Annotated in this window: 20 protein-coding genes; 7 read left to right on the top strand and 13 right to left on the bottom strand. The window is 60.5% G+C overall.

The genetic code is table 11. The features are described 5' to 3' along the window. Positions 1-72: 72 nt before the first annotated feature. Positions 73-834 carry a YdcF family protein gene (locus UIA24_RS09870; protein ID WP_114438331.1) on the top strand — a complete coding sequence of 254 codons (762 nt, stop codon included), beginning with the start codon at positions 73-75 and terminating at the stop codon, positions 832-834. Here UIA24_RS09870 and lnt read toward each other — a convergent pair. The 5 genes from lnt to miaB form a co-directional block, all read right to left on the bottom strand. Continuing rightward, positions 831-2,348: an apolipoprotein N-acyltransferase gene (gene lnt / locus UIA24_RS09865; RefSeq protein ID WP_330522773.1), complete on the bottom strand. Its 1,518-nt coding sequence runs from the start codon at positions 2,346-2,348 to the stop codon at positions 831-833. The genes UIA24_RS09870 and lnt overlap by 4 nt on opposite strands. An 8-nt stretch (positions 2,349-2,356) precedes the next feature. Then, positions 2,357-3,196 (bottom strand): HlyC/CorC family transporter, encoded by an 840-nt coding sequence (locus tag UIA24_RS09860; RefSeq protein WP_065760367.1) that lies wholly within the window; start codon positions 3,194-3,196, stop codon positions 2,357-2,359. Positions 3,197-3,201: 5 nt separating this feature from the next. After that, positions 3,202-3,696: an rRNA maturation RNase YbeY gene (gene ybeY, locus UIA24_RS09855; RefSeq protein WP_065760368.1), complete on the bottom strand. Its 495-nt coding sequence runs from the start codon at positions 3,694-3,696 to the stop codon at positions 3,202-3,204. After that, a complete protein-coding gene (locus UIA24_RS09850; RefSeq protein ID WP_065760369.1) occupies positions 3,689-4,690 on the bottom strand; it encodes a PhoH family protein in 1,002 nt (333 codons plus the stop codon). The genes ybeY and UIA24_RS09850 overlap by 8 nt, the downstream gene beginning before the upstream one ends. 124 nt (positions 4,691-4,814) lie before the next feature. Continuing rightward, complete coding sequence (gene miaB, locus UIA24_RS09845; RefSeq protein ID WP_065760370.1) at positions 4,815-6,143, bottom strand: tRNA (N6-isopentenyl adenosine(37)-C2)-methylthiotransferase MiaB; 1,329 nt, start codon at positions 6,141-6,143, stop codon at positions 4,815-4,817. Between the two features lie 130 nt (positions 6,144-6,273). Here miaB and UIA24_RS09840 point away from each other — a divergent pair, with 130 nt between their 5' ends. After that, positions 6,274-6,600 carry a DUF1820 family protein gene (locus UIA24_RS09840; protein WP_065760371.1) on the top strand — a complete coding sequence of 109 codons (327 nt, stop codon included), beginning with the start codon at positions 6,274-6,276 and terminating at the stop codon, positions 6,598-6,600. A gap of 19 nt (positions 6,601-6,619) precedes the next feature. On the opposite strand, the gene UIA24_RS09835 is transcribed toward UIA24_RS09840, so the two are convergent. The 4 genes from UIA24_RS09835 to UIA24_RS09820 all read right to left on the bottom strand — a co-directional run bounded on the left by UIA24_RS09835 (position 6,620) and on the right by UIA24_RS09820 (position 10,150). Continuing rightward, positions 6,620-7,168, bottom strand: a complete 549-nt coding sequence (locus UIA24_RS09835; RefSeq protein ID WP_065760372.1) for a tetratricopeptide repeat protein — start codon at positions 7,166-7,168, stop codon at positions 6,620-6,622. 225 nt (positions 7,169-7,393) lie between these two features. Next, positions 7,394-8,674 (bottom strand): glutamate-1-semialdehyde 2,1-aminomutase, encoded by a 1,281-nt coding sequence (gene hemL / locus UIA24_RS09830; RefSeq protein ID WP_330522772.1) that lies wholly within the window; start codon positions 8,672-8,674, stop codon positions 7,394-7,396. 15 nt (positions 8,675-8,689) lie between these two features. Then, complete coding sequence (gene thiE, locus UIA24_RS09825; RefSeq protein ID WP_099775897.1) at positions 8,690-9,316, bottom strand: thiamine phosphate synthase; 627 nt, start codon at positions 9,314-9,316, stop codon at positions 8,690-8,692. 36 nt (positions 9,317-9,352) lie between these two features. Beyond that, positions 9,353-10,150, bottom strand: a complete 798-nt coding sequence (locus UIA24_RS09820; RefSeq protein ID WP_065761254.1) for a hydroxymethylpyrimidine/phosphomethylpyrimidine kinase — start codon at positions 10,148-10,150, stop codon at positions 9,353-9,355. 265 nt (positions 10,151-10,415) lie between these two features. Between UIA24_RS09820 and UIA24_RS09815 the strand changes: the two genes are divergently transcribed. The 4 genes from UIA24_RS09815 (at position 10,416) to UIA24_RS09800 (ending at position 16,317) form a co-directional block, all read left to right on the top strand. Continuing rightward, the gene (locus UIA24_RS09815) at positions 10,416-12,410 is read left to right on the top strand and encodes a sensor histidine kinase (protein WP_330522771.1); all 1,995 of its coding nucleotides are present in this window, start codon (positions 10,416-10,418) and stop codon (positions 12,408-12,410) included. Between the two features lie 79 nt (positions 12,411-12,489). Then, positions 12,490-14,142, top strand: coding sequence for an acyl-CoA dehydrogenase family protein (locus UIA24_RS09810; RefSeq protein ID WP_330522770.1), 1,653 nt, complete (start codon positions 12,490-12,492; stop codon positions 14,140-14,142). Between the two features lie 66 nt (positions 14,143-14,208). After that, on the top strand, positions 14,209-15,681 hold the full coding sequence (gene amn / locus UIA24_RS09805) for an AMP nucleosidase (protein ID WP_371918209.1): 1,473 nt from the start codon (positions 14,209-14,211) through the stop codon (positions 15,679-15,681). Between the two features lie 6 nt (positions 15,682-15,687). Continuing rightward, a complete protein-coding gene (locus UIA24_RS09800) occupies positions 15,688-16,317 on the top strand; it encodes a pseudouridine synthase (RefSeq protein WP_330522769.1) in 630 nt (209 codons plus the stop codon). On the opposite strand, the gene UIA24_RS09795 is transcribed toward UIA24_RS09800, so the two are convergent. After that, positions 16,314-16,517 carry a DUF2788 domain-containing protein gene (locus UIA24_RS09795; protein WP_065761247.1) on the bottom strand — a complete coding sequence of 68 codons (204 nt, stop codon included), beginning with the start codon at positions 16,515-16,517 and terminating at the stop codon, positions 16,314-16,316. The genes UIA24_RS09800 and UIA24_RS09795 overlap by 4 nt on opposite strands. Before the next feature lie 56 nt (positions 16,518-16,573). Beyond that, entirely contained in the window at positions 16,574-17,050 is a 477-nt protein-coding gene (locus UIA24_RS09790; RefSeq protein WP_065761248.1) for an Lrp/AsnC family transcriptional regulator, read from the bottom strand. A gap of 439 nt (positions 17,051-17,489) precedes the next feature. Here UIA24_RS09790 and UIA24_RS09785 point away from each other — a divergent pair, with 439 nt between their 5' ends. Further along, positions 17,490-18,311, top strand: a complete 822-nt coding sequence (locus UIA24_RS09785; protein ID WP_330522768.1) for a DUF6515 family protein — start codon at positions 17,490-17,492, stop codon at positions 18,309-18,311. Positions 18,312-18,320: 9 nt separating this feature from the next. Here UIA24_RS09785 and UIA24_RS09780 read toward each other — a convergent pair whose 3' ends face one another. Both UIA24_RS09780 and UIA24_RS09775 read right to left on the bottom strand, forming a co-directional pair. Continuing rightward, positions 18,321-19,196 carry a cation diffusion facilitator family transporter gene (locus UIA24_RS09780; protein ID WP_099775888.1) on the bottom strand — a complete coding sequence of 292 codons (876 nt, stop codon included), beginning with the start codon at positions 19,194-19,196 and terminating at the stop codon, positions 18,321-18,323. A gap of 28 nt (positions 19,197-19,224) precedes the next feature. After that, the gene (locus tag UIA24_RS09775) at positions 19,225-19,644 is read right to left on the bottom strand and encodes a polyribonucleotide nucleotidyltransferase (RefSeq protein ID WP_065761251.1); all 420 of its coding nucleotides are present in this window, start codon (positions 19,642-19,644) and stop codon (positions 19,225-19,227) included. Between the last annotated feature and the right edge of the window lie 96 nt (positions 19,645-19,740).

The raw sequence follows: 19,740 nt of genomic DNA, 5'->3' as shown, positions 1-19,740 counted from the left end.
TCCATGATCGGCACCTGGCTATTGTTGTCAGGTGCCGATTTTCTTAGGCTTCGCGCATCCATGGAGGTGCCGATGCCGTTTCGTTATTTCATTAAACAATTGATCATGCCGCCTGGCGTGTTGTTTCTGCTGTTGATCGCGGCATGGTGGTTGCGTAACACCTGGCCTCGTACGGCCTGTGCATGTTTCACGCTGGGCTTGGGCGGGCTGTGGCTGATGAGCTTGCCTGTCGTTGTGGAGCAGGCCGCACGCCTGCTGGAGCGTGACCCTGCGCTGGCTTATGGCCAGTGGGAGGACCTTGCTGAGCGTGCCGATGCCATCGTCGTGCTGGGCGCGGGCCGAGAGCGCGATGACCCCGCCTGGGGCGCCAGGGATCAGCCGAGTGCTGTCGCGCTTGAACGTATGCGCTATGCCGCGCAATTGGCCAAGGCTTCCGGTTTGCCTGTACTCATCAGTGGCGGTTTGCACTACGGTACGCCGCCCAGTGAGGCCCAGTTGATGGCCGACGCGCTCGCGCGCGATTTTGGTGTCTCGGTGCGTTGGAAAGAGGAGCGTAGCCGTACGACCTGGGAGAATGCGCAGATGAGCGCAGAGCTGCTGCTGCCAGAGGGCTACAAGCGCGTGGTGTTGGTGACCCAGGCATGGCACATGCAGCGTTCGCGCTGGAGCTTTGAGCGCGTCGGGTTCACTGTGGTGCCAGCGCCAGTGGGCTACATGGGGCGCAATCATGCTCGCCCGTTTGGCGGCTGGATGCCTGAAAACAAATCACTCTGGCAGAGCAGCCAACTGCTTAACGAAGCCGTTGGTCTGCTCGCCTATCGCTTGTTTTACTAGACTGTTCTGGCGATGCGGCCGGCCATCAGTGCCCAGCCCAGCAGCAGGGTGCTGAGAATGATCAGCGGCCAGGAGCGCCATTTCAGGTATGGCGTGAGCTTTTGCATCGGAACCACTTCGCCGTAGAGTATGCCGCGCTCAAATTGCGGGATTTGCGCGGTGATCCGGCCGAAGGGGTCGATCAGGCCGGTGACGCCGTTGTTGGTTGCACGGATCATCCAGCGTCCTGCTTCAAGGGCGCGCATTTGTGCCATCTGCAGGTGTTGCAACGGTCCGATCGAGGTGCCGAACCAGGTGTCGTTACTGATGGTGAGCAACAGGTCGCTGCGTGCCGCGAGGCTGGCGGCGAACTCTGGGTACACCACTTCGTAGCAAATGTAGGGCGCGATCTGGTAGCCCTTTGCTTGCAACAGTGTCTGGTCTGAGGGGCCGCGAGCGAAGTCCGACATCGGCAGGTCGAAGAAGGTGATCAGCCCGCGTAGCAGGTCTTGCAGTGGCACGTACTCACCGAAAGGCACCAGTTTCTGTTTCAGGTAGGTGCCGTCGCCTTCACCGGTGACGGTAATGCCGTTGTAGTAGCGCCGTTGGTCATGCACAACCTGGCGGATTGGTACGCCAGTGATCAGCGCCGAGCGTCGGTCGCTGGCAAAGCTGCCCATCATGTCCAGGTAGCCCTGAGCGGACTCCTTGAGCACTGGCACAGCCGTCTCCGGCCAAACGATCAGGTCGACCTGTTTGGACGTGAAGGTCATGTCGCGGTACAGCGCCAACTGGGCGTTCAACTGGGTCGGATCCCACTTTAGCGACTGCTCGATGTTGCCCTGGATTGCGGCCACCTTCAGTGGCTCGCCCGCCGGGCGGGTCCAGGCGTGGCCTTTGAGTGCCATGCCGATCGCCCACGGGGCCAGCAACACGGCCATTGCGGCGATCAGGAAGGCTTTGCGCTCACGCAGGCGGTTCAGGTTGCACAGCAGTGCGGCGCTCAGTGCCAGGCTGAAGGAAATCAGCCACATTCCACCTAGTGGGGCCAAGCCGGCCAAGGGGCCGTCAAGCTGGCTGTAGCCCGCGTAGAGCCAGGGGAAGCCGGTCAGGAACCAGCCACGGAATGCTTCCTGGGCCAGCCAGAGCGCGGCAAAGGCCAGGGCGTCGGCCAGCGGTGCTTCGTTGCGTCGAATCCAGCGCGCCCAGACCCAGGCAGGCAGGGCAAAGAAAAACGCTATCGCTGCGATGAAGGCAAGCATCAGCAGGCCTGCCAGCAGTGCCGAGGCGCCGCCGTAGGTATGGATGCTGACGTAGATCCAGCTGGTTCCCGCGCCGAACACACCGAAGCCATAACACCAGCCGCGTGCCAGAGCCTGGCGTGGGCCAAGGTCGCGCAGGCCCAGGTAGAACATCGCCAGGGTCACCAGCGCCAGTGGCCAGATGTTGAAGGGCGCGAGGGCCAGGGTGGTGATGGCGCCGGCCGCCACGGCCAGCAGGTTACCGGGCCAGCCGGGGCGGGTGATCCAACGCATGGTTGTCCTTAGCGGGTGATAGGTGTCAGGCGCAGCAAGTGTATCCGGCGGCTGTCGGCGTTGAGAACCCGGAAACGGTAGGGGCCGATTTCGGTTGTCTCGTTACGCTTGGGCAAGTGCCCGAATGCGCTCATCACCAAGCCACCGACGGTGTCGAACTCGTCATTGGAGAACTCGCTGTCGAAGAACTCGTTGAAGTTCTCGATGGGCGTCAAGGCCTTGATCAGGAAGTCGCCACTCGGCAACGGCTTGATGTAGCTGTCTTCCTCGACGTCATGCTCATCCTCGATGTCGCCGACGATTTGTTCGAGCACGTCTTCGATGGTTACCAGGCCGGCCACGCCGCCATACTCATCGATCACGATGGCCATGTGGTTGTGGTTGGCACGGAATTCACGCAACAGCACGTTCAGACGCTTGGATTCGGGCACAAAGGTGGCCGGGCGCAGCAGGTCCTTGATGTTGAAGCGGTCGCCATTTTCCTTGAGGATCAGTGGCAACAGGTCCTTGGCGAGCAGTACGCCGAGGACGTCATCGTGGCTCTCGCCCACGACCGGGTAGCGTGAGTGCGCAGCGTCGATCACCGCTGGCAGGAACTCGCGGGGTGTTTGGGTCGCCTTGATGCTGATCATCTGCGAGCGCGGGACCATGATGTCACGCACTTGCAGGTCTGCGACCTGGATTGCGCCTTCCACGATGGTCAGGGCTTCGCTGTCGAGCAGCTTGTTCTGATGGGCTTCGCGCAGCAGTTCCAGGAGTTCCTGGCGGTTTTTCGGCTCATGGGCAAAAGCCTGGGTCAGCTTACCCAGCCAGGACTTTTGCCCATTGCTCGATCGATCTTCGCTCATGGCGGTTACTCGTGATCCTTACAGGTATCGGTGTCGGGGAAATCGTGTTCGTCGTCGGCATACGGGTCAGGGTGACCCAGTTCGGCAAGCAACGTTCGTTCCAGTGCTTCCATCTCTTCGGCCTCATCGTCTTCGATGTGGTCGTAGCCCAGCAGGTGCAGGCAGCCGTGGATGACCAGATGCGCCCAGTGTGCCTCCAGCGACTTGCCTTGTTCGGCGGCTTCGCGTTCGACCACGGCGACGCAGATCACCAGGTCGCCGAGCAGTGGAATGTCGAGCATGTCATCGGGCACATCGGCCGGGAAGGACAACACGTTGGTGGCGTAATCCTTGTGCCGATAGGTGTTGTTGAGCTCGCGGCCTTCGGCTTCATCAACCAGGCGAATGGTCAGCTCGGAGTCGGCGCTGCGCTGACGCAGGGCAAGTTCGCACCAGCGACGGAACGTGGCTTCATCAGGGGCGGCGGCATCAGTAGCCAGTTGCAGGTCGAGTTCAACCATCGTGACGGTTGCCTTCGTGCTTGTCCTGCTGCTTGCTGTCGAAGCGCTCGTAGGCCTCGACGATGCGCTGCACCAACGGATGGCGTACAACGTCTTTCGGCTTGAAGTGGGTAAAGCTGATGCCCGGCACCCCGTCAAGAACCTCGATCACATGCGCCAGCCCTGATTTGGTGCCGCGCGGCAGGTCGACCTGGGTGATGTCCCCGGTGATCACGGCTGTCGAGCCGAAGCCGATCCGAGTGAGGAACATTTTCATCTGCTCGACGGTCGTGTTCTGGCTTTCGTCGAGGATGATGAAGCTGTTATTCAAGGTACGGCCGCGCATGTAGGCCAATGGCGCGATCTCGATAACCTGGCGCTCAATCAGCTTGGCCACATGTTCGAAGCCCAGCATTTCGTAGAGGGCGTCGTACAGTGGTCGCAGGTACGGGTCGATTTTCTGTGCCAGGTCGCCGGGCAGGAAGCCAAGCTTTTCGCCTGCTTCGACCGCCGGGCGCACCAGCAGAATGCGGCGCACCTGTTCACGCTCCAGTGCATCAACCGCACAGGCCACAGCCAGGTAGGTCTTGCCGGTACCCGCCGGGCCGATGCCGAAGTTGATGTCGTTCGCCAGGATTTCCTTGACGTAGCGCTGCTGGTTGAGCCCGCGCGGGCGGATATTGCCCTTGCGTGTGCGCAGGGTCACGCTCGGTTCGGCGGCAGCCGGGTTTTCCATGGCTTCCAGCGACGACTCCTGCAGGAACAGGTGAACCATGTCCGGCGAAAGCTCGGTAGCCTTGGTTTCGCGGTACAGGCGTCGAAGCAGTTGCTCGGCGGAAGAGGTGAGTTGGGGTTCGCCGATCAATTCAAATTGATTGCCGCGGTTGCGGATTTCAATGGCCATGCGCTGTTCGATGAGGCGCAAATGCTCGTCGAACTGCCCGCACAGGTTGGCGAAGCGGCGAGCCTCAAAGGGCTCGAGGATGAAACGATGAGGTTCTATGGGTGCGTTCAAGGTCGTTTTTTAGCCGCCCAACGGCAATGAGAGTGAATTCAAGGATAACCCCAGAGGCTCACGTGCGAAAGCGCTGAAACGTTCAAGGATTACCGGGCCCGGTGTGCAGGGCCCGGCCATGCCTTTACGGTAGCAGCGAGCCGAACAACGAGTGAGGCCGTGCATCGTCGATCTGCACGTCGACAAACTGCCCAATCAGTTTGGGATTGTCGCAGCGGAAGTTGACGATACGGTTATTTTCGGTGCGCCCTTGCAGTTGCCCAGGGTCACGGCGTGAGTAATCGGTTACCAGAATGCGCTGAACGGTCCCGACCATGCGCCGGCTGATTTCAAAACCTTGATGGTCAAGGCGCTGCTGCAGTACCTGCAGGCGTTCCTTCTTGAGTTCTTCCGGTGTGTCGTCTGGCAGGTCGGCGGCCGGTGTACCCGGGCGCTGGCTGTAGACGAACGAGTAGGAGAAGTCGAAGCCGACATCGCTGACCAGTTTCAGGGTTTGTTCGAAGTCTTTTTCAGTTTCGCCGGGGAAGCCGACAATGAAGTCGGAGCTGATGCAGATGTCCGGCACCGCCGCCTTGAGCTTGCGCAGCTTGGACTTGTACTCAAGAACGGTGTGGTTGCGCTTCATCGCGGCCAGTACACGGTCCGAGCCCGACTGCACCGGCAGGTGCAGGTGCTTGACCAGTTGCGGCACGTCAGCGTGCGCCTGGATCAGGCTGTCGGAGAACTCCAGGGGGTGCGAGGTGGTGTAGCGGATGCGACCGATGCCGTCCACTGCGGCAACCACGCGGATCAGCTCGGCCAGGTCGGCCAGGCGCCCATCGTGGGTCAGGCCACGGTAACCGTTGACGTTCTGCCCCAGCAGGGTGATTTCACGTACGCCGTTCTCGGCCAGGTGAATGACCTCGGCCAGTACGTCGTCGAATGGACGGCTGACTTCCTCGCCGCGGGTGTAGGGCACTACACAGAAGGTGCAGTACTTGCTGCAGCCTTCCATGACTGAAACGTAGGCGGTAGGGCCGTCGATACGGGGTTCTGGCAGGTGGTCGAACTTTTCGATTTCCGGGAACGAGACGTCTACCTGTGGTTGCCGGGTAGTGCGGGCGGCGTCGATCATCTCCGGCAAGCGGTGCAGGGTTTGCGGGCCGAACACCACGTCGACATAAGGCGCACGCTTACGGATGGACTCGCCTTCCTGGCTGGCGACACAGCCGCCGACGGCAATGACCATTTCCGGGTTCTGTTCCTTCAGCTCACGCCAGCGGCCTAGCTGGGAGTAGACCCGGTCTTGTGCACGTTCGCGGATCGAACAGGTGTTGAGCAGGATGACATCGGCGTCTTCTGCCCGGGCGGTGACCTCCAGGGCTTGATGTTCGCCCAACAGATCGACCATGCGCGAGCTGTCATACTCGTTCATCTGGCAACCGTGGGTTTCGATATAAAGCTTCTTGGCCATGGGAGATCATCAGGTAATTCAAAGAACCGCGCATTATAAGGGGCGTCAGCGATGGTTCCTAGCGTTGTCGATCAGGTGGCTATGCTATAGTTTGCGCCCTCTTTACCACCTGTCTTCGTTCCCGCCGAAAATGACCAAACGTGCCGATCCGATCTACAAAGTGATTTTTCTCAACCAGGGCCAGGTATTCGAGATGTACGCCAAGCAGATCTACCAAAGTGATCTGTGGGGCTTTCTCGAAGTGGAGGAGTTTATCTTCGGAGAGCGCACCCAAGTGGTGGTCGATCCCAGTGAAGAGAAGCTCAAGGCGCAATTCGAGGGTGTGGTTCGCAGCTTCGTACCGATGCATTCGATCGTGCGTATCGATGAAGTCGAGCGGCTGGGGACACCCAAGATCAGTGAAGCGCGCGGGGGCGGTAACGTGATGCCGTTCCCAATGCCGATGCCCGAGAAGTAAGCAGGACGCTGCCCCGGCGTCAGGGGAGTGGCGAGAAGGGGGTACGCCCTTCGGCGCTCTGCAGTTCCAGCAGGTACTTGCGGAAGATCTGCCCCAGTACTTGGGTAGCGACCTCCAGCTCGTCACGTGGCATTTGTGCCGACACCTCGTCGGCCATGTCCAGGGCGTCTTCGGCGCCATTGACTGCGGCCATTTTCAGCACGATGTAGGCTTGCACATTGTTGGCCGCCACGCCTTCTCCGCGGAAAAACATGGTGCCCAGGCGGTACTGTGCTTCAGCATGCCCTTGCAATGAGGCCTGTTCGAAGTAGCTCAGTGCCTTGCTCAGGTCGCGCGGTGCATTTTTACCCACGTAGTAGAACTCACCCAACTCGTACTGCGCCTGGGCATCCCCGCCCTGTGCCGCTTGTTGGCAGTCAGCGAGTGCTTGCGCCAGGTCTTCGGGCTGGGAATCGAGGGTGCAGCGGCCGGTTGCCGGGATCAGCAACGAGTTACCGCCTGCTGTAGCCAGCAGGGGCTGAAGAAGCAACAGGCAGCCCAGGGCAAGGGCGCGGCCGGTGCGGTTCATGGGGATCGACTTACCTCTGCAAAGCTGCGGCCAATGTGTCTGGTGGCACATTATGGGATAACCTGCGCCAACCTTACAAAGTCTTTACTCGATTTTCTGCTTGAAGGGGTGTTTGGTGCTCGCTATTTGCATGTACCGGCCTTGTTGGCGCTGCGGGCAACGCGTGCTCATTGGCATCGCGTCGGCCCCGCAGCGGCGACAAGACTGTCTGTTGCAGGCGGGCGCTTAGAGCTTGGCGAATGCCCGCTCAGCGGCGTCCAGAGTGATCTTCAACTCGGCTTCGCCATGGGCAATAGAGGTAAAGCCCGCCTCAAAGGCGCTCGGTGCCAGGTACACGCCACCTTCCAGCATCAGGTGGAAGAAGCGCTTGAAGCGTTCGGCATCGCTGGACATGACGTCGTCGAAGGTCACGATGTCGTCGGCAGCGCTGAAGTACAGGCCGAACATGCCACCCGCCTGGGTGGTGACGAACGGTACGCCTGCAGCATCGGCACGTTCCTGCAGCCCCTGGAGCAGGCGGCTGGTGAAGTCGCTCAGTTCGTCGTGGAACCCAGGCCGACTGATCAGCTTCAGTGTGGTCAAGCCAGCGGCCATGGCCAGTGGGTTGCCCGACAAGGTGCCGGCTTGATACACCGGGCCCAGCGGCGCGATCTGCGACATGATTTCGCGCTTGCCACCGAAGCAGCCGACAGGCATGCCGCCGCCGACGATCTTGCCGAAGGTCGATAGGTCAGGGGTAACGCCGTAATAGGCTTGCGCACCGCCCAGGGCAACACGGAAACCGGTCATGACTTCGTCGAAAATCAGGACCACGCCGTGCTTGTCGCATTGTGTGCGCAGGCCTTCAAGGAAGCCGGGGGCGGGCGGCACGCAGTTCATGTTGCCGGCGACCGGCTCGACGATGATACAGGCGACCTCGTTGCCCACTTCATTGAGCATCTTCTCGACGGCAGCAAGGTCGTTGAACGGCAGGGTCAATGTATGTTTGGCGAACGCAGCGGGCACGCCTGCAGAGCTCGGTACGCCCTGGCTTAGAAGGCCAGAACCGGCTTTTACCAGCAGGCTGTCGGAGTGGCCGTGGTAGCAGCCCTCGAACTTGATGATGCTGTCGCGGCCGGTGTAGCCCCGGGCCAGGCGGATGGCGCTCATGGTGGCTTCGGTACCGGAGCTGACCATGCGAACCATTTCCATCGACGGTACGATCGAGCAGACCAGGTCGGCCATCTCGGTTTCCATCGCGGTCGGGGCGCCATAGGACAGGCCGTGCTCCAGTTGCTTGCGCACCGAGTCAAGGACGTCTGGGTGGCTGTGGCCCAGAATCATTGGCCCCCAGGAACCGACGTAGTCGACATAACGCTTGTCGTCTTCATCGGTAACGTAGGCGCCTTCGGCGTGCTTGAAGAACAGCGGGGTGCCGCCAACGCTGCGGAATGCGCGGACTGGCGAGTTCACGCCACCTGGGATGTGCTTCTGGGCATTGGCAAACAGGGCTTCGGAACGGGACATGAGGGTCTCTCTCAATCAAACAGATTCGAACAGGGCGTTGAAGGCGCGGGCGCGGCGGGTGACTTCCTGCGCGCTGTCGGCTCCAAACAGCCCGTGGATGACGGCCAGCAGGTCGGCGCCATGGGCGACCAACGGTGCGGCATTGTCCAGGGTAATGCCGCCGATCACGGCAATCGGCAGGTTGACCCGGCGGCGTGCCTGTTCCAGCAGTTCGACGCTGGCGGCCGGCGCGCCGGGCTTGGTTACGGAGTTGAAGAAACGACCAAAGGCCACATAGCTGGCGCCTTCGCGTGCGGCCTGCTCCGCCAGTTCAAGCTGGGCGTGGCAGGTAGAACCAATGATCGCCTGATGCCCCAACAGCGTGCGGGCCGGCGTCAGCGGGCCGTCGGTCTGGCCCAGATGCACGCCGACACCCAGGCGTGCGGCCAACTCGACATCGTCATTGATGATCAACTGGGTGGTGTAGCGTTCGCAGAGTTTGGCCAGGGCTTCGGCTTCGCGCAGACGTTGCGCCGCGTCGTCACTCTTGTCGCGGTACTGCAACAGGGTCACGCCGCCATCCAGCGCGGCTTCGACATGAGACAAGAACCGACCGGCCAGTAACTGGCTATCTGTAATGGCGTACAAACCGCGTAACTTCATTGCTTGAGCCTCGTGGCCGTGACCGGAAACCAGTCGTCAGGAACAGAAATCCAGGGGCAGACGGCGCGGTACGTACTGGCCTTTGCCCAATTGCTCGGCATCGCGCAGCGTTCGCCAGGTGTAGTCCAGCGCGGATCGCACGGCGCTCTCCAGTTGTTCGCCCAGCGCCAGACGGCCCGCGAGGGCACTGGCCAGGGTGCAGCCGGAGCCATGGTAGCTGCCAGGCAGGCGCTGGCAGGTCCAGGTGTGGCGCTGGCCATCGCGGCTGTACAGGCGGTTATGGATCTCGTGCTCGTCACCGTGGCCGCCGGTGATCAGCAGGTACTTGCAGAAGGGCAGGAGCTTTTCCGCACATTCATCGGCAGTCCCTTCCGGGAGTTCAGCCAGAATGCGTGCTTCCGGCAGGTTCGGCGTGGCGATGGTGGCAATCGGCAGCAGGCGTTCGCGCATGGCGTAACCCACTTCATCCTTGCCCAGCCGTCCGCCGCCGCCTGCACGCAGCACGGGGTCACAGACCATCGGCAGGTGCGGGTGGGCGGCCAGTAGCTCGACCACGGTATCAACCATTTCCAGTGAGCCGAGCATGCCCAGCTTGACGGCTGCTACCGGCGAGTCGTTGAGCACGGCATTGGCTTGGGCCAACACCCACTCACGATCAAGGACGCGGAAGTCGCTGACATTGACGGTATCCTGCACGGTCAGGGCGGTCACGGTGGGTGCAGCGTGACAGCCTTGAGCGATCAGGGCTTCGATATCTGCCTGCAAGCCGGCGCCGCCACTGGGGTCGTGGCCGGAGAGACAGAGGACAACGGGGCGGGAGCTGTAGGTATTCATGGTGCGCGAGCTTAACACCAAACGCATTTTGCGGGTCTTCCCCTGCCAGGTTGATTTTTTGGCAAAGGGGTCAGGTATTTTTGTGTTGGTTGTCTGTAATGCCCGAAATAGAGCCTTTTCTTTGTATTTTGGAGTGGCGGCTAGTAAGCCGCGACAGCTATGCTAGAGTGCTCTCAATACTGATAACAGGCACCGCCGGATTTCGTCGTCTCAAAAGGAAAGGAGGCGAACGCGACGCAACCGGGGCAGACCATGCTGGGGCTGTATGCGCTATTTGCTGATTTTTTTGCTGGGCTGCCTGCCAACCTTTGCTGGCGCGGTCGACTTTGACGACGCCACTCGCAACCTGCCGCTAGGGCGCTTGATGCAGGTCTATGAAGACCGTGAGGGCCATGCCGATATTGCTCAGGTGAGTGCTGCGGCCTTCAGCGATCGATTCAGCTCCCATGACGCTGACGTGCTCAATGCAGGCTATTCAAGATCGGTGTTCTGGCTCAAGGTGGACCTGCACTACCTGGCAATGCCCCAGGCAAGTGCACGTAGCTGGTTGCTGGAGCTGGCCTACCCGCCGCTTGATCATCTGGAACTGTATCTCCCCGACGATAGCGGCACCTACCGGCTGGCTCAGCGCACCGGTGATGCGTTGCCTTATGACAGCCGTCAGATCAAGCAGAACAACTACCTGTTCGAATTGCCGTTCGAGCCTGATCAATCGATGACGGTCTACCTGCGCCTGCACAGCGAAGGGTCGGTTCAGGCGCCGTTGACCTTGTGGGCTACCGATGCCTATCTGGAGGCACAGCCGACACGCCTGTATGTGCTGGGCCTGATCTATGGCGTGCTGCTGGGGATGCTGGTGTACAACCTGTTCATCTACATCAGTGTGCGCGACACCAGTTACCTCTATTACATCCTCTACATCGCCTCGTTTGGTTTGTATCAGGTTTCGGTAAACGGCGCCGGGGTGGCTTACTTCTGGCCGGAAAACCCCTGGTGGGCCAATGCGGCCACGCCGTTCTTCATTGGTGCGGCGGGTTTGTTCGGTTGTCAGTTCGCCCGAAGTTTTCTCCAGATGGCGCAACACAGCCGAGTGCTTGATCGTTTGTTACTTGCCTTGATGGCCTGTGCGGTCGCGGTCGTGCTGATGTCGTTGACCCTCAGCTACGGCATAGCCCTGCGCCTGGCTACTTTGCTGGCGTTGATGTTCACCCTCAGTATTTTTACCGCCGGTGTGTTCGCCTGGTGGCGCGGGTTGAGGGTTGCGCGTTACTTCATCATTGCCTGGTCGGCGTTTTTGCTCGGTGGTTTGGTGAACACCCTGATGGTGTTGGGCTACCTGCCGAACGTCTTCCTGACGATGTATGCCAGCCAGATCGGTTCTGCGCTGGAGGTCGGTCTGCTGTCGTTGGCGCTTGCCGACCGAATCAACAGCATGCGCGATCTGCAGGCGCGAACCTTGCGCGAAACCGGGGAGAGCCTTGAGCGGCTCAATCAGCAATTGGCCAAGAGCAATCGGCTCAAGGATGAGTTCCTCGCCACCGTGACGCATGAGCTGCGCACACCGATGAACGGTGTCATTGGTTGCCTGGAACTGATGCAGACCCTGCCAATGGAGCCAGAGCTTGCGCAGTACCAACAAACGGCCAGCGGCTCGGCGCGGGACATGATGCGGATGGTCGATGACATCCTGGTGCTGACGGAACTCCAGGCCGGGCGGCTGCAGCAGCACAACGAACCCTTCAGCCTGCGTGGCGTCTTGCATGAGTTGCGTGGGCAGTTCACCGCTCAGGCGTTGCACAAGGGCTTGTACGTTCGCCTCGAGATCGCTGCCGGCTTGCCGGATACCGTGATCGGTGATCGACAGAAGCTGGCCTCATGTTTGGGTTACTTGCTCGATAACGGCATCAAGTTCACCCATCGTGGTGGTGTGACCGTGCACATCAACGGCGTGCCACAAGGTTCTGGGCAGTTGTGCCTGACCATCAGTGTTCGTGACACTGGAATCGGTTTTGCGTGCCTGGACCAATCGACCGTGTATCAGCGTTTTTTCCAGATTGATGGTTCGATGACCCGTGAGTACGGCGGGTTAGGCATCGGTTTGGCGATCTGTCGGCAATTGGCTGAATTGATCGGGGCCCGTTTGACTCATGAGTCGCAGCCGGGCGAAGGCAGTTGTTTCGAGTTGTCCCTGTGTGTGGCGGCCAACCCCGTGCAAATCGCCGACATGAGCCTTAATCGAGGCCAAAGCCCGGTCAGTTAGGCGCTTTTGTCACTTTGACCCGGGGGCGGCGCGTGATTCACTGAGGTTCAGTCATGCGTGAATCTGTCAGGAGCCCCCGATGAACCTGCACCAGTACGCTGAAACCCACGAGGTCACCAACCAGCCACCGTCATTGGATGGCGCCAACCTGTACCGCATTGATCTGCCTTTGCAGCAGTGGTCGCAACGCTTCGGTGCGGGCTGGGCGCAAGCACGGATCGACGCCTACGGTGCTCTTGCCGGTGGGCCGCTGATGGCCGCCGGGTTCCTTGCCAACCAGCACAAGCCCCAATTCAAGAGCCATGATCGCTACGGCAACCGGATCGATCTGGTGGAGTTCCATCCGGCTTATCACGAGCTGATGCGAACGGCCATCGAACATGGCTTGCCCTCACTGCCCTGGACCTCACCGGGCGAGGGCGCTCATGTCGCACGTGCTTCGATGACTTATCTACACAGCCAGGCCGAGGCCGGTAGTGGTTGCCCGTTGACCATGACCTTTGCAGCGGTGCCGACCCTCAAGTTGCAGCCAGAGCTGGCCCAGTATTGGCTGCCCAAGGTACTTGCTACCGAGTACGACCCGCGCAACATCGGAGATCGGCACAAGGTGGGCGTTACGCTGGGCATGGCCATGACCGAGAAGCAGGGCGGCACCGATGTGCGTGTCAACACCACCCGGGCTTACCCCGTCGGTGCGGCAGGCCCGGGCCAGGCCTACGAACTGGTCGGGCACAAGTGGTTCTGTTCCGCGCCCATGTGCGATGCCTTCCTGACCTTGGCGCAGACCCATAAGGGGTTGAGTTGTTTTCTGCTGCCGCGTCACCGCCCTGACGACAGCCGCAATCAATTCTATATCCAGCGCTTGAAGGACAAACTGGGTAACTGCTCGAATGCGTCCAGTGAGGTGGAGTTTCGCGGCGCCCTTGCCTGGATGGTGGGTGAAGAGGGGCGCGGGGTGCCAACCATCATCGAAATGGTCGGCATGACCCGCTTCGATTGCATGGTTGGCTCCAGTGCGTTGATGCGCCAGGCGTTGACCCAGGCTGCGCATCACTGTGCTCACCGCCAGGTGGGTGGGCGCCTGCTGGCTGAGCAGCCACTGATGCAGAACGTCATTGCCGACCTGGCCCTGGAAAGCGAGGCCGCCTTGGCCCTCAGCCTGCGCATGGCGCACGCCCTGGATCAGCCGGATGATCCGCAGCAGGTGCGATTTGCTCGCCTGGTGACAGCAGTGGGCAAGTACTGGATCTGCAAGCGCGCCCCGGCAATGATCAACGAAGCGGCCGAATGCATGGGCGGTGCCGGTTATGTCGAGGACAGTATCTTGCCGCGGCTGTACCGCGAGGCACCGGTCAATTCGACCTGGGAAGGTTCCGGTAACGTGCAGTGTCTGGATGTACTGCGGGCGTTGTCGAAAGAGCCGGGCGTGCTCGATGCCCTGTTTGCCGAGCTTGGTGATGGCCATGGCGATGCGCGTCTGGCGGCGCACATCGTCGCGCTGAAGAAAGCATTCAGTGATGTCAGTGATATCCAGTACCGGGCCCGGCAACTGACTGAGGCGATCGCCTTGGGGCTGCAAGCCAAGCTGCTGCTGGAGGCCGGTAATGCTGCTGTCAGCGATGCATTTATTGCCAGTCGTCTGAGTGGCGATGGTCGCGTGTACGGGACCTTGCCACGTGGTCTAGACGTCGCTGCGTTGGTCCAGCGTTCGACGCCGCATTGGCCACTCTAAACAGGCGTGCCTTTAGGCGCAGATGTAGGCAAGATGGAAACCTGCATGTCAGACAGGAAGTACATTGTGAACCGCACTGTTGAAGCCTTTGTTGTCGTAGAAACCGCCGAGGAGGCGGTTGATCGTCTGGCCGCCCTGCATGAGCAGGCAACCGGGGCCTTGAGCCAGGCGCTCAAGCGCTACCTCAAGGACCGTACCGAGCCGAGCGCCGCCGAACGCGCACAGTTCCGATATCCTGAATTACGTCTGACCTATCAGTATCAAGGTGAAGTGCCAGCCATCACGCGGGCCTACGCCAAGGTCCAGTTACCCGGCACCTACAGCATTACCGTGACTCACCCGGCGGCGTTTCGCAGTTATCTGCTGGAGCAACTGCGCCCGCTGATGCGAGATTTCACCGTGACGGTGGAAGTGGGTGTCAGCGAGCAGAACATTCCATACCCTTACGTGGTTGAGCAGGGCGATGAGTTGGCGGGCAGTGGCATTACCGCCGCCGTGCTGGCACGGGTCTTCCCCAGTACCGACCTGTCGGCAGCCACCGATGGTATTGCCGACGGCCTGTATGACTGGGCCAACGTCGATCCGCTGCCGCTGGCGTTGTTCGATGCGGCGCGGGTGGACTTCTCATTGCGTCGTCTGGTGCATTACACCGGCAGCGACTGGCGTCATGTGCAACCGTGGATTCTGCTGACCAACTACCACCGTTACGTCGACCAGTTCATCAGCCATGGCCTGGAGCGTTTGCGCGACGATCCACGTTTTGTGCGGATGATCCTGCCGGGCAATGTCATCATCGAAAAGGCCATGGACAACGGTGAAGCCCAGGCGCTGGTTGCCGGAGTGGTCTGGCACCGTTACCAGATGCCGGCGTATCACCTGATCGCGGCCGATGGGCATGGCATTACCTTGGTCAACATTGGCGTCGGCCCGTCCAACGCCAAGAACATCACCGACCATCTGGCGGTACTGCGTCCGCATTGCTGGTTGATGATCGGCCACTGTGGCGGCCTGCGGCAGTCGCAGACCATTGGTGACTACGTACTGGCTCACGCCTATATGCGTCGCGATGGGATTCTTGATCGCGTGGTACCGCCTAACATCCCGATACCGGCGTTGGCTGAAGTCCAGCTGGCACTGCAGGAAGCCGCAGCGCAGGTGACGGGTGAGCGTGGTGATGAGCTGAAAAAACGCCTGCGTACCGGCACGGTATTGACCTATGACGACCGCAACTGGGAGCTGCGCTGGGCCCAGGAGCGACCGCTGATCAACCTCTCGCGAGCCGTGGCAGTCGACATGGAAAGCGGTACGATTGCGGCGCAGGGTTATCGCTTGCGGGTGCCCTATGGCACGTTGCTGTGTGTCTCGGACAAACCGTTGCACAGTGAAATCAAGCTGCCTGGCTCGGCCAACGCGTTCTACAATCGAGCGGTCAGCCAGCATTTGAAGATTGGCATCGCGGCACTGGACCTGCTGCGTAACCAACTGAACGCGCTGCACTCGCGTAAACTGCGCAGTTTCGATGAGCCGCCGTTCCGCTGAGGCCCCATGCCGTTACCCCCTCGTACCAAGCCGCGCCGCCCTGCGGCCAAACCGTTCGCCCCGCGTCGCCAAGCCAAGGCGCCGCCGGCCGAACCGCGGCTGATCCTGTTCAACAAGCCCTTCGACGTCCTGACCCAGTTCAGTGACGGCGAGGGGCGAGCAACGCTCAAGGACTACATCGACATCCCCGGAATCTATCCGGCAGGGCGCCTGGACCGAGACAGTGAAGGGCTGTTGTTGTTGACCAATGATGGTCAGTTGCAGGCCCGCATTGCCGACCCCAAGCACAAGCTGGCAAAGACCTACTGGGTACAGGTCGAAGGTGAACCAAGCGATGAGCAATTGCAGCGGTTGCGTGATGGCGTTGAGTTGAACGATGGCATGACCTTGCCAGCACAGGCACGTGCACTGGAAGAACCTGAATTATGGCCGCGCAATCCGCCGGTACGCTTTCGCAAGAGCGTGCCGACCCACTGGCTGGAGCTGGTGATCAAGGAGGGGCGTAACCGTCAGGTGCGGCGCATGACCGCAGCAGTAGGCCTGCCGACCCTGCGGCTGGTCAGGGTCAGGATCGGCAACTGGACGCTCGATGGGCTTGATCAGGGCTGCTGGCGGGAAGTCCCGGCCAAGCTCTAGACCCCTTCGATGTAGCCGATCACCACGCTCTTGATGATGAAGGCAAGGATGCCCAGGCCCAGCACGAAGAACAGAATGAACGTGCCGAATTTGCCAGCATTGGATTTTTTCGCCAGGTCCCAGACGATAAAACCCATGAAGCCAATCAAGATGGTGACCAGGCCGGTCATCATCCACTCTTCAAATACCGCAGGATCCATCGATCTTCTCCAGGCAGGCTGAGGCGCAGCATTATACGCCTGTACGAATGGCCTGACTAACGCAGGTGCGTCAACGGTAGTTCGGTGCTAGCCAGTACCTGGTTGAGTACGAAGCTTGAGCGTACGCTGGTCACCCCTTCGATACGCGTCAGGTGGCCGAGCAGCAGCTTCTGGTAGTGGTCCATGTCGGGCACCACGACTTTGAGCTGGTAGTCAGCGTCCATCCCGGTGACCAGGCTGCATTCGAGCACTTGCGGCAGGTTGCGGATGGCTGCCTCGAAGGTTTCAAAACGCTCTGGTGTGTGCCGGTCCATACCGATCAGGACGTAAGCGGTCAGGCTCAAACCGAGCATCTTGCGGTCGAGCAGGGCAACCTGGCGGGCGATGTAACCGTCATCTTCGAGTTGTTTGACCCGCCGTGAGCAGGGCGACGGCGACAGGCCAATACGCTCGGCCAGCTCCTGGTTGGAGATGCGCGCATCGCGCTGCAATTCGGCAAGAATACTCAGGTCATAGCGGTCCAGCTTGCTCATGGATCAGGCCTTTTCTGTTTAGATTGCGCTGAATTATCTATCTTTAGTTAAAAATTGCGCAACTAGTGTTTTGATCAGCAATATTCGCAATCCGCTGCCGCAGCTGTCGCCGTATTCTTATTTCCAGAATCACTGCCCGGACATCAGTCCACGGCGGCTGACCCAATCAGGACAGCCGCGGCCAGCAATCCCACAGGGTTGTGCTCGGCCCCCGGGCTACACACTGTCCAGAAGACGGCGTGAGGTGAGCCGGCGTCAAAAGCGTCGAGCACGGACAAAATTATCAAGGGGAGGCCTAAGGGCCTCCCTTTTTTATGCCCTGAATTTTTCATCTACCGGTCGATTACCCGCCCTGGCAGGCCTGATAGAGTGATGGCAGAACACGCCTGTGGTTCTGCTGTATTCGCTACAGGCCCATCTTGACCCCGTGAGGAACAGCATGAAGTCGTGCATCTGGCGCCTGGCCGGTGTTGGTCTGTTTTGTGTGAGTATGAGCGCCTTTGCGCAGGGTGAGCGTTATGGCCAACAGCCGTCCAATGGCGAGGAGCAGCCCACCGCCTCGCTACCGATCCAGTCACGTCCGGATGAAGTGCGTCAGACGCAGCAACCGCGGCAGGGATACTATCAGGACATTCCACGACGCAATGGCTACAACCAGCACTGGCAGGCGGGTGGTGCCGGGCAGCGACCGCATGAGGATTGGCCGGGGCGGCCTGATGGGCATGGCAATGGCTGGGGTGAAGGCCCGCAGTATCGACCGGGGCATGTGATCGATCGCTTTCCAGAGCAGTCCTGGAAAGTCCCCTACCGAGGTCATGATTACTTCTACTCAGGTGGTTACTGGTATCGACCGCAAGGGCCGCGCTATGTGGTCGTGGCACCGCCTTACGGGGCAAGGGTGACCTATTTGCCGCCCTACGCGCGCGAGGTGTGGGTTGGCAACGCGTTGCTGTTTATGGTCGCGGGTACTTATTACCAATACCTCAACGACCGCCAGGAGTATGTGGTGGTCAATCCACCGCAGGCCAGTACGGCGCCTCAGGCTGAACCGAGTAACGGTTATGACGTGATTGCCTACCCGGCCGAGGGGCAGACGCCGCAGCAGGTCCAGCAGGACCGCTACGAGTGTCACCGCTGGGCTGTGGAGCAGAGTGGTTTTGATCCGGCAGCGGCCAGCTACGCGCCGGCGGCGTATGTGGCTGACAACTACCGGCGCGCGCTGGGCGCGTGTCTGAGCGGGCGTGGCTACAGCGTGAACTGATTCCTGTACTTAGTGTGGCGCCGGGTCGGCGTGCACCAGCACTTCGGCCCTGGGGAAGCGTTCGTTGATTGCTGCTGCCGCTTCTTCGCAGAGTGAATGGGCTTCGCGCAACGGCAAGTCGCCCGGCAACTCCAGATGCAACTGAACGAACCAGTGCTGTCCAGAGATGCGCGTACGCAGGTCATGAGCGCCCACGACACCTTTGACGGAACAGGCCAGCGCCAGCATTTCCTCGCTGACGTCTTCTGGTAATGCCGTGTCCATCAGGATCGCCGTGCTTTCGCGAGCGATCTGCAGTGCACTCCAGAGGATGTACAGTGCGATTCCCAGGCCGAAGTAGGCATCCAGTTGCGGCCAGCCGAACATGGCCAGCACCAGCGCCAGCAAAATACTGCCATTGAGCAGCATGTCGGAGCGGTAATGCAGCGAGTCGACACGAATGGCCGTGGAGCCGGTGATACGGATCACGCGTGCCTGGAGCATCAGCAAGGCCGCCGTCAGCACCAGCGACAACACCATCACGCCGATACCGACGCTGGTGTTGCCGAGCGGTTCTGGGGTTTCCAGCCGATGGTAGGCCTGGATGCCGATCAATACGGCACTGACCCCGATGAACAGTGCCTGAGCCATGCCGGCCAATGTTTCCGCCTTGCCGTGACCGTAGCGGTGATTGTCATCGGCAGGACGCAGGGCGTAATGCACTGCCAGCAGGTTGAGAAAGGACGACACGCTATCGAGCAGCGAGTCGGTCAAGCCTGCCAGCAGGCTGACTGACCCGCTAAGCCACCAGCCGATGGCCTTGGCCAGTACCAGAGTACAGGCCACCGCAAGCGACGCGCGGGTGGCCAGGCGCAACAACCGTTCATGTTCAGCGGCTTCACTCATGGGGTATCTATGTCCGTGGAGGGTTGTTTCAGGCAGCAGGCTTGAGGCCGTACATTGCCAGTTGCTCGACACTGCCTTTGTGCTGGATCAGGCGTGGGTCATTGAGTGGCAGGTGCTGGTTCAGTTCCTGCTGGAGGATGGCTTGCAGTTTTACCAGGTCCACTTTGCCGTCAGGCCCCAGGGCCGGTTGCAGTTTTTCCGGTGATATCTGGGCGTGCCTGCCGCCCGGCATGTAGATAGCGCCGGTGGCAAAGTCGATGCCGAAGGCGATCAGGCCGGGGATGACAAAGAACAGGATGCCGATGGCATCCATGGCGGCAATCACCGGGTCGATCTTGCCGGAAATCTGGCCGCGTCGATCCGGGTAGAACAGGGTGCCGCAGGCCGTCAGTTGGGTCAGTAAGCAGGTGATCAGAGCACCGCCAATGAGGCGGGAAGGCATACGCATAGAAATCTCCGCAATTGAGGTTACAAAGGAGCAGGCAGTGCACCTGCAACTGCTGATCAGACCATGATAAGGCATCCTAGGTTCGCCGTTATACTC

Source organism: Pseudomonas sp. AL 58, assembly GCF_036348395.1.
GTDB lineage: Bacteria > Pseudomonadota > Gammaproteobacteria > Pseudomonadales > Pseudomonadaceae > Aquipseudomonas > Aquipseudomonas defluvii.
This window is presented reverse-complemented; position numbering and strand designations above follow the sequence as displayed.

Bases quoted from the DNA above. Each gene is read 5' to 3' on its own strand.
- lnt (WP_330522773.1), bottom strand. From the start codon at position 2,348: ATGCGTTGGATCACCCGCCCCGGCTGGCCCGGTAACCTGCTGGCCGTG.
- UIA24_RS09810 (WP_330522770.1), top strand. From the start codon at position 12,490: ATGAACCTGCACCAGTACGCTGAAACCCACGAGGTCACCAACCAGCCA.
- miaB (WP_065760370.1), bottom strand. From the start codon at position 6,143: ATGGCCAAGAAGCTTTATATCGAAACCCACGGTTGCCAGATGAACGAG.
- UIA24_RS09790 (WP_065761248.1), bottom strand. From the start codon at position 17,050: ATGAGCAAGCTGGACCGCTATGACCTGAGTATTCTTGCCGAATTGCAG.
- UIA24_RS09780 (WP_099775888.1), bottom strand. From the start codon at position 19,196: ATGAGTGAAGCCGCTGAACATGAACGGTTGTTGCGCCTGGCCACCCGC.
- UIA24_RS09815 (WP_330522771.1), top strand. From the start codon at position 10,416: ATGCGCTATTTGCTGATTTTTTTGCTGGGCTGCCTGCCAACCTTTGCT.
- UIA24_RS09820 (WP_065761254.1), bottom strand. From the start codon at position 10,150: ATGAATACCTACAGCTCCCGCCCCGTTGTCCTCTGTCTCTCCGGCCAC.
- ybeY (WP_065760368.1), bottom strand. From the start codon at position 3,696: ATGGTTGAACTCGACCTGCAACTGGCTACTGATGCCGCCGCCCCTGAT.
- UIA24_RS09785 (WP_330522768.1), top strand. From the start codon at position 17,490: ATGAAGTCGTGCATCTGGCGCCTGGCCGGTGTTGGTCTGTTTTGTGTG.
- UIA24_RS09870 (WP_114438331.1), top strand. From the start codon at position 73: ATGCCGTTTCGTTATTTCATTAAACAATTGATCATGCCGCCTGGCGTG.
- thiE (WP_099775897.1), bottom strand. From the start codon at position 9,316: ATGAAGTTACGCGGTTTGTACGCCATTACAGATAGCCAGTTACTGGCC.
- UIA24_RS09775 (WP_065761251.1), bottom strand. From the start codon at position 19,644: ATGCGTATGCCTTCCCGCCTCATTGGCGGTGCTCTGATCACCTGCTTA.
- UIA24_RS09795 (WP_065761247.1), bottom strand. From the start codon at position 16,517: ATGGATCCTGCGGTATTTGAAGAGTGGATGATGACCGGCCTGGTCACC.
- UIA24_RS09835 (WP_065760372.1), bottom strand. From the start codon at position 7,168: ATGAACCGCACCGGCCGCGCCCTTGCCCTGGGCTGCCTGTTGCTTCTT.
- hemL (WP_330522772.1), bottom strand. From the start codon at position 8,674: ATGTCCCGTTCCGAAGCCCTGTTTGCCAATGCCCAGAAGCACATCCCA.
- UIA24_RS09800 (WP_330522769.1), top strand. From the start codon at position 15,688: ATGCCGTTACCCCCTCGTACCAAGCCGCGCCGCCCTGCGGCCAAACCG.
- UIA24_RS09860 (WP_065760367.1), bottom strand. From the start codon at position 3,196: ATGAGCGAAGATCGATCGAGCAATGGGCAAAAGTCCTGGCTGGGTAAG.
- UIA24_RS09840 (WP_065760371.1), top strand. From the start codon at position 6,274: ATGACCAAACGTGCCGATCCGATCTACAAAGTGATTTTTCTCAACCAG.